The organism is Paenibacillus sp. USHLN196 (genome assembly GCF_037144955.1).
GTDB classification, from domain to species: domain Bacteria; phylum Bacillota; class Bacilli; order Paenibacillales; family Paenibacillaceae; genus Paenibacillus; species Paenibacillus xylanexedens_C.
This window is the reverse complement of record NZ_JBBCYH010000031.1, coordinates 17472-30318: the sequence shown is the minus strand read 5'-3', so window position 1 is coordinate 30318 and position 12847 is coordinate 17472. Positions and strand designations below refer to the sequence as shown.

18 protein-coding genes are annotated in these 12847 nt (G+C 40.1%); all 18 read right to left on the bottom strand.

The window, feature by feature from the left end; all coding sequences use genetic code 11:
• Window positions 1-77 precede the first annotated feature (77 nt).
• Window positions 78-494 carry a hypothetical protein gene (locus WFI24_RS34105; protein ID WP_336766263.1) on the bottom strand — a complete coding sequence of 139 codons (417 nt, stop codon included), beginning with the start codon at window positions 492-494 and terminating at the stop codon, window positions 78-80.
• 13 nt (window positions 495-507) lie between these two features.
• Window positions 508-888, bottom strand: coding sequence for a hypothetical protein (locus WFI24_RS34100; protein ID WP_336766261.1), 381 nt, complete (start codon window positions 886-888; stop codon window positions 508-510).
• A 110-nt stretch (window positions 889-998) separates the two neighbouring features.
• A complete protein-coding gene (locus tag WFI24_RS34095) occupies window positions 999-1412 on the bottom strand; it encodes a hypothetical protein (RefSeq protein WP_336766260.1) in 414 nt (137 codons plus the stop codon).
• Between the two features lie 94 nt (window positions 1413-1506).
• A complete protein-coding gene (locus WFI24_RS34090; RefSeq protein WP_336766258.1) occupies window positions 1507-1902 on the bottom strand; it encodes a contact-dependent growth inhibition system immunity protein in 396 nt (131 codons plus the stop codon).
• A 210-nt stretch (window positions 1903-2112) separates the two neighbouring features.
• The gene (locus WFI24_RS34085) at window positions 2113-2616 is read right to left on the bottom strand and encodes an NUDIX domain-containing protein (RefSeq protein WP_336766257.1); all 504 of its coding nucleotides are present in this window, start codon (window positions 2614-2616) and stop codon (window positions 2113-2115) included.
• A 97-nt stretch (window positions 2617-2713) separates the two neighbouring features.
• On the bottom strand, window positions 2714-3193 hold the full coding sequence (locus WFI24_RS34080; RefSeq protein ID WP_336766256.1) for an SRPBCC family protein: 480 nt from the start codon (window positions 3191-3193) through the stop codon (window positions 2714-2716).
• Window positions 3194-3213: 20 nt separating this feature from the next.
• Window positions 3214-3522, bottom strand: a complete 309-nt coding sequence (locus WFI24_RS34075; protein WP_336766254.1) for a hypothetical protein — start codon at window positions 3520-3522, stop codon at window positions 3214-3216.
• 131 nt (window positions 3523-3653) lie between these two features.
• Window positions 3654-4340 (bottom strand): hypothetical protein, encoded by a 687-nt coding sequence (locus WFI24_RS34070; RefSeq protein ID WP_336766252.1) that lies wholly within the window; start codon window positions 4338-4340, stop codon window positions 3654-3656.
• A gap of 129 nt (window positions 4341-4469) precedes the next feature.
• On the bottom strand, window positions 4470-4883 hold the full coding sequence (locus WFI24_RS34065; RefSeq protein ID WP_336766250.1) for a hypothetical protein: 414 nt from the start codon (window positions 4881-4883) through the stop codon (window positions 4470-4472).
• Between the two features lie 220 nt (window positions 4884-5103).
• The gene (locus WFI24_RS34060; protein WP_336766248.1) at window positions 5104-5709 is read right to left on the bottom strand and encodes an oxidoreductase; all 606 of its coding nucleotides are present in this window, start codon (window positions 5707-5709) and stop codon (window positions 5104-5106) included.
• A gap of 330 nt (window positions 5710-6039) precedes the next feature.
• Window positions 6040-7761: a helix-turn-helix domain-containing protein gene (locus tag WFI24_RS34055; protein ID WP_336766247.1), complete on the bottom strand. Its 1722-nt coding sequence runs from the start codon at window positions 7759-7761 to the stop codon at window positions 6040-6042.
• Window positions 7762-7806: 45 nt separating this feature from the next.
• Window positions 7807-8583, bottom strand: coding sequence for an IucA/IucC family C-terminal-domain containing protein (locus tag WFI24_RS34050; RefSeq protein ID WP_336766246.1), 777 nt, complete (start codon window positions 8581-8583; stop codon window positions 7807-7809).
• A gap of 1 nt (window position 8584) precedes the next feature.
• Window positions 8585-9625: an ABC transporter substrate-binding protein gene (locus WFI24_RS34045; RefSeq protein ID WP_336766245.1), complete on the bottom strand. Its 1041-nt coding sequence runs from the start codon at window positions 9623-9625 to the stop codon at window positions 8585-8587.
• Between the two features lie 541 nt (window positions 9626-10166).
• Window positions 10167-10403 (bottom strand): aspartyl protease family protein, encoded by a 237-nt coding sequence (locus tag WFI24_RS34040; RefSeq protein ID WP_336766243.1) that lies wholly within the window; start codon window positions 10401-10403, stop codon window positions 10167-10169.
• Window positions 10393-10650, bottom strand: a complete 258-nt coding sequence (locus WFI24_RS34035) for a hypothetical protein (RefSeq protein ID WP_036669338.1) — start codon at window positions 10648-10650, stop codon at window positions 10393-10395. Before WFI24_RS34035 ends, WFI24_RS34040 begins: the two co-directional genes overlap by 11 nt.
• A gap of 181 nt (window positions 10651-10831) precedes the next feature.
• The gene (locus WFI24_RS34030; protein WP_336766241.1) at window positions 10832-11341 is read right to left on the bottom strand and encodes a DUF6933 domain-containing protein; all 510 of its coding nucleotides are present in this window, start codon (window positions 11339-11341) and stop codon (window positions 10832-10834) included.
• Window positions 11342-11496: 155 nt separating this feature from the next.
• The gene (locus WFI24_RS34025) at window positions 11497-12093 is read right to left on the bottom strand and encodes a chloramphenicol phosphotransferase CPT family protein (RefSeq protein ID WP_336766240.1); all 597 of its coding nucleotides are present in this window, start codon (window positions 12091-12093) and stop codon (window positions 11497-11499) included.
• A gap of 23 nt (window positions 12094-12116) precedes the next feature.
• Complete coding sequence (locus WFI24_RS34020; protein ID WP_336766239.1) at window positions 12117-12839, bottom strand: HEAT repeat domain-containing protein; 723 nt, start codon at window positions 12837-12839, stop codon at window positions 12117-12119.
• Between the last annotated feature and the right edge of the window lie 8 nt (window positions 12840-12847).

Below are 12847 nucleotides of genomic sequence, written 5' to 3'. Positions count from 1 at the left end.
GACTGATTCTCCTTGTGTGAATGCTGGTGTGGTAACTTTCATTCTACACGAATCAGGCTATGAGCCATTTTTTATTTTCAATAGGTGTCGCACTTCATATTACAATCCGTATTAATTATTCCTTCTTTATCAAGCCCTTTTGTATCTAATTTAAAAGTACCTGTCAGTGCTTCCGAAGTATCACCATCAATTTTCTCATTTATGTCCAATTTAATGTTTCTATCGATCAATCGCTCCTGAATCTCCTTACTTATGATCGGTTCAACTGTTTTTAGGATTATTGATTTATTGGTTCTATTCCGTAGATTGAAATTGTATGTTACGACTGTAATACCTGCATCTTCTTCGCTCTCTCCCAGTCCAAATGAAATTGAGTTTATGTTCAACCCATCCTCAACAATTTCATCCGTCTTTACACTGCTTGAAATACAACCACTTAGGGCTAGTATCATTAAAAGAAATATTAAAATTATTGAACGCTTTGGATTCTTCAATTTGGAAACTCCTTTAATTTTTTTCTTCATCTTGCAGATCCATATTTGCAAGTTCAAGTGCAATCGCTAATCTAATCTGTGAATATTTCCTAAGTCCTTTTAAATAGACATTGTCTAGCTGTTTGCTTTCAATTATAGGTTCAATATTAGGGTCGTAACGATCAATTTCTACTTTTGCAATTGTATCGTTATTAATCAGCAACGAAAATATGTCTTCCCCTTGTTCAGGTGTCCAAAATAAGATATAGGCAGTTTCCATTTGTGGAAAAAACCTCTTGATAACTGAAAACAATCCTGATCTTATTTCATCATTAAATAATGACTCATGCGATCCTACTAATTCTCTTCTTATATCTTCTTCAGTTTTACTGCGCTTTAATTTTATTAATTTCATAATGCCTCGCAAGTTATCATTATTTTTTTTTGACTTGTTAATTTCCTGTTACGTTTACGTATTCACGACGTTCGACGTTGTCGGAGGTGTCCGCTGAATTCCCAAGCTCTCTACTCAGCATTATCTTCCTGATCTATTTCTTTAAAAATCTTTTCTGCGATATTTTGCTTACTATTTAAACTCTCTTTAATCCATACGTCTCCTTGCTTGGATGTATAATAATAATTGCTTATATCGCTTACATAAAATTGCACCCACTTAATTGCATCACTCGCATCTTCAACTCCTAAGTAATACAGAGGTCTTAATGCAATTTTCATCAGCGGATGTTCAAGATCAGGTCTGTAATAACATATATGCGAAATAATAGAGAAGTATCCTTTAGTGGCCCCCTCACAATTTTGACTTGGTTGGAATCTCTCTACATACTGAATGATCTCTTCATCAAGGTACTTTTTGGGATCTGTTCCTATTGTCTTTAATAAGATTTGAAGTTTTCCACTTCTTGAGAATTGCTCAATCATTCGATATCTCCTTTTCAAGATGTTTTGGATATTTCCTTTAAGATGGAACGATAAAGTTCCATATGCTGGTTGAAGCAAACATACTTGAACATCCTTACAAAGGATCACTTCTGTATTTATTTATGTACTCTTCTAATGTCTTTCTCGCCTCTTCATATGTTCTAATTACTTCATCTAATTCGTTCTTCAGTTCTCTATGTTCTTCCCAATATTTTTGCCCTACCTTGAGCACCGAACAAAATAAATCCCCCATGTACAAATCTCCTGATCTTAATGGGTTCTCCACTAATTTCTCCAAAGCTAGAGGTAAAAGAAGATCTAGACTCATTTGTTGCCCGATCAAAAGCCTTAAATCCTCATTATTCAATTCACAGAGAGGTTTCTTTCTTAATTCATTTGCTCGGAGAACTAATCGAGAAGCAAAGTTCGGTTCATCCCACCTATCGTCTTCTAGCTCTTCAAGAGTTTTGGTTAGATCCACTTGCTGCATAGCTTCCCCCTCTTAAATAAGTGATTTCCGGCATTTCACGTAAACGTTGTGTATTCACGAACCCTCACTGGCTTAAGCGCGTAAGCGCGGATCAGACGGACTTAGCCAGTACAGAGTTGTCCGCCTGATTCAGCTTCCCCGAAATCCCTCCTGGCGACCAAGGGAAAATGTCCGATGCGTGAATATGGTGTTATGAGATGGTGATGTCTTCTATAGACTACTTTCAAATATTACGCTAGAATATGGTTTTATTACTTGATCCGAAAAATATTCTTTAAAGAATTCATTGGTTGTTCTAGGAAATTTATAATGTTCTAAAGATTCTTCTAGCCTATACACTGTCCTCTTAATTTCATTAATGGGTAACCATTCAATCCCAACCTGTCCAACATCAGCTTGTAGGCTTCTTAATTCATTATTTAGGAATTGAGTGCTGCACTCATAAATAAAATCAATAGAATGAACTTCCTTCATTATGAAAGAGTATTCATGATTGCGCGACATGTATTCTCTTACACAAACTAACCTACTACTCCATATTTCAATACCCAGTTCTTCCATACACTCGCGACTTAAAGCCTGTTCCAATGTTTCGTTCTCTTCTTGAGCTCCTCCAGGCAGTACATAATAAATACCTATATTTGCTCTCCTTTTCTTTATTAATAGAAGATTGTCATTCTTGATAATCAATGCTCTTACTGTATTTCGAATCATCTAGAATAATCTCCCTCCATACAACCACACATCCTGCATTATATCTGAACTACGTATAGGTGGGGTGTTGTATAATGGAATAACTTTTTTTATTCTGTTAACCTTCCATATTAAATGCTTCACTATAGATTTCACGCAGCTTAGTGGAGTTATCGTGCCACTGAATGGTTGTACCATTGATAATTTGAACCAATACATCCAGACATCTATGCCATCCTGCAGCGGTATTCACTGCCCATGAATTATCGTTAAACGTATGGGTAAAGATCATTCGACACCCTTTATCTTCTTTCTGCAATGAAATGTTAATCAGATCATCAACTTCACGGAAACCAAAAACATATGGCTTTTCTAACTCTGTAATGCTTCCCTCATATGTCGTTCCTTCACCATCATCGAAGGCAATCCTGCCACCAATTCTCAGATCCATCTCTCCTGTTGCGAAAGGGTACCATTGGGCGAAGGAACTAGGCTTCGTGATCACAAGGAAAACATCTTCTGGATTTTGATGAAGAAATCGTTCAAACCTCAAAGCATAACGACCGTTTGACTCAAGTAATGCACCATATTCATTCACCTGTTCATCCTCCTTTTTCATCACATATATCCATCTTCGGGTTCACCAACATCAAAACCTAATACTTTTGACGCTTCTAATTTGAACGTTTCTATCCAAGAAGTCCAATCATCGTTATTCATCTGTGCATAAAATGATAATCCACTAGGCTCAACGGATGCTTCAATGAAGACATCATCCTCTTCAGTTCCAAACCAATATGGAATTCCACTTTTATAACCAATCCACCCTGGCATGCGCTCATATACTTTAGAAACTTTAGCCCACACCTCATCAGGCAGGTCATACCTTATATTTAGGTTGCAATTATGAGAGTTTATGTTGTTCATTTACATTCTCTCCTTCTACCTTAGACGTATATCAAAATTTATCCTATATATATAGGTAAAGTACCACACTTCTCCCACTACTTGATCAAGGATGTATCTCTTGTTCTTTATATACTATTTTCGTTTATAGTTTACCAAATATCTTCTCCCTTTAAGATTTCTTTCGTAGGCTGGTCTACAGCTAACCAAGTAGAAATATCCTCTTTTATTTTTCTCTTCCACGCTATTAAAAAATGCACTTGGCATATCTGGTGGGAATCAATCTCTGTCATAGATACTTCAATGCCTTGATCAGAATGTAAGACAAAACTATACTTCTCAAAAGCAGAGTTCAAAGCAAGAGATTTAGGAATCATATCACCTTGGTTTCTTTTTCCCATTATCAGTGGTTCTTCTTGGGTTCCTATGTGTAAGCGGTACTGTTCATTCTCATATTCGACAGCTTCAAGATTTTCTCCCGTGTCAGATCCGTAATCTTCCCAGCTGTATCCCTCTTTCCACAAAGCAGAAAAGCTACAAGTGCTTATCTGATGATATGCACTGGGTTTGATTCTAAATACGGCTCCCCAGCATTCCTCTACTTCCTGAGGTGAAAAAAGATTATGGTTCAGATTACAGAGCACTAACTCGCAATCAAACGAGTCGTAGTAATACTGGTATAGTGATCCGCCATGTTTGAGCTGAGAACAGTGAGTAGGAAGATAACATTCGCCAGAGGCAGCAAGTGAAAATTCAATTGTTCCAAGAGGCGTATATATTGAAGGTTGTATAAGGTCAGTACCTTGAATTAAGGCTTCTTTTCCACGAAAGAGCTTCATTATGTCCCTCCTTATAGTCTTTCACTTCACTTAGTGAGTCAGCAGTAACTGCATCGTTATACCATATAATCTATCAATATCTCTTTAAATTACTTCATATGCAACTCTCGTCTGCGTAAGAGTTACTTCCTATTCTTGATAATTTAAAAAATATTTATTATATAAGTTTGGCTCCATTTCTTTTATTCTAATTCCGTTCTCTCCTGCGTCCTCTATCCCTCTTATGTAGAAAAGACTCTTTAAATTTTTATCAAAGACAATACAAGAAAAGTCCCAGTCTTGATACCTATATTGATTAAAATCTTTCTTGGATTTGATATATGGTATAAAACTCATCTTATTGGAGTTATCGATTATTTGTATCACATTATCTAACTTTAATACTTTATTTTTAGATAAGTAGGTATCGAGATCTTCTTCATGGTAAATGTCTAAAAATAAAATAGAATTATCTTCTATTAATAATCCATCTAGAACCTCGGTGATATTACAATTTAGAATCTTAAAGTATGGAGGCATTTTGATAATTTGTAATGGTTTCATCAGTTCTCCCCAAAAAGTTTTATTGATAATCTCGCAAGGTGTTCTTGTATTTACAAACCCTCACTACCTCGAAGAGTCCAGCGACTTGCCGCAATTCAGTAAGGTAGCGCAGGGGTACCTGCTGACTCCACTTCTTCGAATACCCTCGGCAGACCAAGAAGTGGAAGCAACGCAGCGTAGATATGCTGTTATTTAGATCTCATTACCTTTCACAAAATACTTATAGATTGTATTTCATTTTCATTCTTTCATATAACTTATAATCCGTATTTCTATTTACAATCTCTCCAATTAACTCTTTCCATTTGTTTTCAATCCACTTAGGACTTTGTTCTTTCAGAATATCCTCGTTAAATTGACTATCAATATACTCCAAATCTTGTTTAAGCACTCCTATATCCTTAATCAGTTGATTTCTCGATTCTTTTTCTAGCGATACCTTATTCGATAAAATTTCGCCTATGATTTCTACCCTTATATGCGTATACATATCTCTAAACACATTATAGATTAAATAAGTTGATGATAATTGATCTTCCCTGAAGTCGGATTTCAGAAAGACGAATGATTCTTCACCAACTTTCAAAGATACCGCAACATTTCCTAAGGCATGTATGACTGTTTCCTTGGAAGAGTCGTCCTCTAAGCTTTTTATCACATTATCTAAATTATAGATTGATTCTTTTATACCAATTTCAGTTCCATGATTTAGTTTAACCGTGTATTCAACTTCCTGATTGTCTTTGTACGCTTTGAATTGATAGTTGAAGTACATGCTTATTACCAATCCAACCATTAGTATGATTATTGCTATATTTTTTTTCATTGAATCACCTCCTACTAGTGCCTGAACTACGTATATGATAACCCATATTGTTACAATTACGAAAGGAAATTGGCGAATAAGGGAGATTTATTAGTTTTCGCAACCCCTTATCCAATCGATCCAATGGGCTTTGAATACGCTGAATATATGTAGGGTTGTACAGGACGCGAGTATGCAGTGGAACCTTTCGTTATAGTAATAAAACAAAAGGGTCCTTCTTCATCCCATAGGGAATCCGAAGACCTTCCGATACACTGGAATCTATCAACTTTAAAAAAGGTAGAGCGTACTGTCTTTCGCTGCAAACGGGCTAGCGCCGGCAACCACCTATCAAGCCAACAACGCCTGTTCAATCTGATCCACAATCCCGTTAACACCTATCGGCCCATAACAGCCGATCCATGTTGCAGCATCAACAGAATGTATGTGCTGTTCCTCACCCCCATCAAGCATCCCCCTGACACGTTGCTCTGTCGCAGATATCCCATCCTGCATAAGCTCATTACTCAGCAAAAAGTAGTGGCTAGCTTGTACTGCAGGTAATCTCTCAACCGAGATATGATAGGCCGTGTCGGCGGTATCTGCTACAAACAACGGAACGGGCAGACCCAGATCACGGTACAACACAGCGCCTGTGCGATGAGCAGCAGAATGGACGCGCACGAGGGAATCGAGTGGACGAATCAATGCCACACTTTTTCCTGCCAGTACAGAGGACAATTCCTCGGACAGCAAAGCTGTTCGGCGATGATAATTCGCAATAATCTGCTTGGCCTCTGCTCGCTTGCCTGTCAGTTCACCGAATAGACTCAGGATGGTCTGCCAGTTTTCATTACGCTTGAACATGAGCACTGGAGCGATCTGGCTTAACCGTTCATGATGCTGATCATGCACCTCGGTGCAAATAATCAGCTCCGGCGCAAGTCGCTCTACCGCCGGAAGATCGGGGTATTCATACGTACCAAGTAATGCTGTATGCTGGAGTCCTGCCCGGAGTGATTGAGGGAACGTTAACACGGTACTTCCTAGTCCGACACTTCCTACCGGAGACAAGCCCAATGCAAGCCAATGATCAGCATATTGCACATCGAGGACAGCGATACGCTGTGGTATCTCGGTGACGGTGTACTCCCCGCGCATATGGCAGATGACCGGGCCTTCGGCTGATTCATAGGAAGAAGCTGTACGATTTTGCAGCAAAGCATTCGCATAGTCTGCATCTCTTCTCGAAGCGGCGGCATGCCGGTAATGTAGCGGTGGGACGCCATTATATTTTTTAAATGCTCTGCTGAAGTAATACATATCGCGATAGCCCATTTTTTCTGCAATTTCCCCAATGGACGCATCCGTATGACGCAGCATGCGTGAGGCACTCTCCATACGCAGCTGAATAACGTATTCCATCGGTCCGAGCTGCTTCTCTTGTTTGAAGCGGCGCTGCAGCTGTCTTACACTACAGCCCGCCAAGGCTGCCAGCTCTTTTAGCTCCAAGTTTTGACGATAGTGCGATGTGATATAAGAAGCGACTACATCCACCATGTCGGACTCCGCTCCCCCTTGACCACGTTCATACTCCATGATCAGTTCGTAGATCATTCCTTGGAGCAAAGCGTTGGCATAGAAACGTTCCAGTCCTTCACCGCGGCGCCATTTGGCAACGATTTTCTCGGCGTTTTCGATCCATTCCGCATGGGTTGCCGAGTTTTGAACAAATGACCTGCGCAGCGGGTGCTTGCGATATGAAGGCACAACAAGAGAGGCTCCCTCTATGGAAGAAGCCTTGTACATAATGACAATATAATGAATGTCCTCTGATCTGGCCGTCAGCGTAAAGGATGATCCCTTCACCACATGACAGGCAAAAGAAGCTCCAATGTGGCTATCCTCGCCATTCATTGCAAGCTCCCCTTCCCCTCCATATGCCAGCAGCAGCACATTTGAAGTTAAATCCGTTTCGTGTAAAACGCTGCCTGTCTGCAAAGTACCGCTATACCCATCAAGCATCTTGATCGTTGTATCACTCCATAGACTTGTCTGTTCTTGCAGCGGCATTTTTCTCATCTCCTGACAATAGCAAAGGTAAAGTTGTTGCTGTTGTCATTTTAGTTGAGATTCTTTCTCATTGTCAATTTTCGGACATTTTCTGCAATATTCCCCTGACATCTGGTAATAGAAACAGCAGGTAATTCGCTCGCTTTTCGCAACATGCACATTGTCCTTACAATCGGTGAAGCGGGTTAACGGATTCTTCCTCTCACCAAACACTTCCCCGGATGCTACCTGCGTCAGATATGAAAAGTCCTCTCGAATGATCTTACTTTCCTGCTCAGTCTCGGCTTCATCAGGAGCGAATAGTCGGCCGATACGTACCATGATATTCTCCCAGAGAATACTCATCGAAAGTGGCGCAATCGTAGCAAACGTCTTTAACAGGGGTGTAAGCTGTACCGCAAACATCTCCTCGACTACCTTTTCCCGCCACACTGCCCTGTCTCCCGTTAATCCTTCAGCCTGAAGCCCGTTCACCGCTAGAAAAGGAAATCGTGTACCCCCCTCATGATCTGAGAGCGCCGGATGATAGAGAAAGCTGTTCTCCAGCTGAAATGAAACATGCTGATGATGAAAAGTCATCGCGGTCACCAGCGGAGCCGTCCACAGATAACCGATACGCTTGGCTAACATCGAAGCAGCAACCTTCATGTCAGGCGCATCGATGTACTCCTGCAACCAACTGATATACTCTCGGCATGCCGCTTCGTCATGCAACTCACTTAGAGCAATGGTACGGACACTATGTTCAGGTGGCTCACCGAGCAAGATCGAATAATCCTCCACTGTCTCTTTCCATAAGTCTGTCGAGAGATATGGGTTCATATTAATTCGATCCGAGCAGGGCTTCCGATGCCTGATCTACAATAAGATTAATCGCAAGCGGTCCGTAGTATGCAATCCAAAGTGTTGAGTTTACGTCATACGTGCGGTTATTCTTCACAGCATCAAGGGACTTCCACACGGGATTACTCACCATAGCCTCTGCCTCTGCCGCAAACAGCTCATCCGACAGCACAAAATAACGATCTGCCCCAATGTCTGGAACCTTCTCCATGGAGATTTCAACAGAGGTATCATCCTTGATCTCTTTAACGAGTTCAGGCATATTCAAGCCCAAATCATTATACAGAATGCCGCCTGTACGATGCTCGATGCCATGGACACGGATACCTTCTTTACGCGGACGAATTAGAGCGACTGTCTCATCTCCCATTTTCTCTGTCAGCTTCGCCTTCAGTCCAGCAACTTTCTCTTCATATGCTGTGCGCACTTTCTCCGCCTCGTCCTGCTTGTCTGTAATCTTAGCAACTGTGGCTAACGTATCACGCCAGTCTTCGTAAAAATCAAGTACCAGGGTAGGTGCAATTTTGCTTACACTCTCATACTGTTTCTCCTGGAAATCCGTCATGATAATCAGATCCGGGTCCAAGGCTACAATCGCTTCCAGATTAGGCTCGTCCCGTGTACCCAGAACCTGTACATCACTCGGCTGATCACCTAAGTATTCTGGAAAATCGGTGTTACCTCCAGCGATAACACTACCAGCTGGCTTCTCGCCAACCGCTAACATTTGATCCAGAAATTTAACATCAAGGACTGCAATTCTCTGTGGTTTTTCGTTTAGCGTCAGCTCACCCTTCATGTGTGTGATCGTTACGGGAAAAGCTCCATCTGTTTGTGTTTCTGCATTCGCAGGTGTCTCCGCTGGCGTTGCCGCAGATTGTTTACCGCTATCTGTACCTGTTCCGGCACCGCAAGCCGTCAGGACAAGAATAAGGGCTAACATCAAGCCCATGAATAATCGTGATTTGTGAGCAGCATATGCCTTGCTTCCGGCAGCCTGCCCCTTTGTTCCTTGATTCATGATGAATCCCCCTTATGTATAATACTGATAATGATTTTCATTATCGAAACATAAAGAGAGTATAAACGATCTCTGCATTGCGTTACCATGTACTTTTGCGACATTTGAGCCGGACTAATGCGACATGGTGCGGAGAAAGACAATAGCTCCTTGGAGAAAATAAACCATGCTTCTTGTGCTCAAACTGGAGAACGGACAATCGGTTTCATGGCAGCGAATAGTGCTTATGTTTAGTGTTGGTTACGGATTGGAGTAATGGGATAAGAGCATAATTCAACTGTTGAAAAGCGCGTAGGCTCTAGAATAAAAAACCTAACAAAATTTGTTAGGTAAAAACCACTTGTATATGTATCTTATTACCCGAAACGCACTATAAATAGGCCTCATTCATTACTACAATTTTATTTTCAATAATGTAATTCTAATGTTTTCAGATCAATTATAAAATTTTGTTGTTTCAGAATATCCAATCCGAGAAGCCCTTTATGTTCTTTAGCTAATATACCTACATCTATTTCTATATTCCCAATGCTTTTTGTTCCTATTTCAATCCTGTCCATGACTTTGGTGTAGAAAGGAATACTTCTCCAATCCCGTATGCTTCATATATCGAATCGCCGGTTTCATAGGTCACACCGATTTCCTCTAAAACATCAGGACTAATGATCGTATGTGAGGATCCTGTATCTATAATTACATCATCTATTCTTAATACTCTGCCTCTAAATGTAACGGTGAGTGACGTTGTAATTAACTGACCATCATAGTTAATTTTCATTCGTATTACGTCTCACTCTCATTAATGGATCTCTGCGAAGATTGATCACAAAGTCTTGATTTGAAGTATGATACACGACGTTACCAGGCTCTACTTGAAAAAACTCTTTATTTACATCTCGTTCTGATATGGTTCGGATTGGTGCAACTTCATCTACTATTTTTTTGTTGTCTTCCTCATGATAATGAATGATAGAAACCAGAACAAATTGGTCAGGGAACAGTTCTCTGACTTCTTGCCATTTCATGTGTTCTACCTCCTGTTATTGAGTTAGTTCTACTTTCTGTAATTTTAACATATCTCCTGATCTCATTTTACCGTATTCATGACGTCTGACTTGATCAGATATGGTTTGCTGGAATAACCCACCAATGATCCATCTTATACTGCTACTGGCATCAGAGGTCTCCGATGAAAATCCAGTTTCTCTAACTCTCCATTTCAAACCGTGTTTGAAGCTCTTTAACAAATACCTCAATGGGTTCTTTATAGTCGATGGGTTTATACATAGATCTATTATTCCACATATGCCGTTCATCTTTATCACGAAAATCATTATCTTCAACTTCAAGCGTCTTCATCACAAGCATGATTTCATTCATGGTACTTATAACACTTCGACTATCCGTTTTGGTGATCGTGCTCTCGTTACATTTTTCCAAATAATAGTTCACCAGATGGTCAGGAAGCTTCTCAACGGCCAAATAGTCCTCTAAATTCTTTTTAAAGATTCCTGCCAGTTTACTCGCCTGATTTGCTCTAATCCCATAGATCGTTAAGCTTAACCTGGACAAATCATTCATAAACACATAGTGTTTTCTGCCATACAACGTGAAGAAGTTTACATGCCAACTAAAGAAGGCATTGCTGTCTTGGATGGTTTCCGGTTTGGCATGAAGATCTTTTAATGTGAGTTGGGTTGCTTTGAAAATAATCATGCTCGACTCCTCCTTGCTCCTTAAGCTGATTATAAACTACTTCAAGTGAACCATATCCAAATTTGTTTGCAAAATACAGACATTGTCTTGAGGTCTGATCCTCCATCTCCAATTTTTTGACCACCTTACCAGCCTTGGTCTTGAATTCATTTCTTTTACGATGTTTTCACCTCTCTTCTGCTTAACTTCTTAAATGCCGAGTATTCCTGATCAGACTTCATATAACTTAATATCTTTTCCGCACATGCAGCTGAGCTAAGCTCTTCCGTATTCACTTCCAGATCATATTCATCATAAGAGTAGATGTAGTCGAACTGGGAATGGGCAAGTCCAATCTCGCGATCTCCCCTGCTCTGCTCTCTTCTGGTGAGTTCTTCTTTCGAGCAGTGTACACCTACAAACAATATCGGATAATCCAATAGTAACTCATAAAAATCGTTAAACCACTTGTCATTGCTGATGACCGTATCCACGAGGACATTCAGACCCATCTCCGAAAACAGTTTAATGGTTGCACAGTACAACGAATTGATGGGGTCGAACAGGATATCGGTCATCACATGGTGTTCCACTTCTCTTGTTGGTTTCATATCTGGATATGTATTGTCGATAAATTGATCATAATTATGCAGAAATTGATCTACAGATAGATGATGAAACGGAATGTCTCCCTGATTTTTCATTTCCATCGCAATGCTTGTCTTCCCCGAACTTGACGTTCCGTTCAAAAATATAATGAGTCCTCGTTCCATATCGATCACCCTTATCATTAGATTTATTTTATCTTATTTTCTTTTCGTTGTTCTCTCATTTTGGCTAATGCTCGTTTGGCCGCTAGTTTCCCATTATGCATTCCTTTTTTGGAGACTTCTACTAATTTTTCTCTAGCCGGCGTGTAACGATGGAACCCCATAATCTGGCATGCTCTCTCTTGAACATACATATCTTCATCATCTATATATTTCATCAGAGAATCCAGATGGCTTTGCGGGGTTAATGCCATAATGCAATAAATGTACTGACAACGAACATCCTCATTTAATCGTGGATCAGACTCAATTACATCGTTCAATTCATGAATACAACTTAAGTCTTCATTCATTTGATCTCTACTAAGTTCAATATCGCTGGGATAGTCTTTCTTCAATTCATCCCAATCCTGATGAGGATTTCGTTCCAGTTCACGTATGAATGAGCCTGCACTTCTATATGCTGGAGCTATATCCGTCTCCTCATGGCTGATATAACTTATCCTGTACTGGCATGCACCTTTCACATGTAAGCCTATGTAGTTCGAATGATCATCTGTCCATAAAGGAATCATATTGTGGTACACCTCTATTCCAGCCATATCATCCAATGATTCAACGATCTCGTCGCGCTGCATTAATCGGAGAAAAAACTTGTAATCCTTCTGTTTCTGAAGATGAACTTCTAACTCCTCAACGATTGTAGCAGGTAAAGTAATACCGCGTCTGTTATATAGATCAGCAAACATATTTTGTC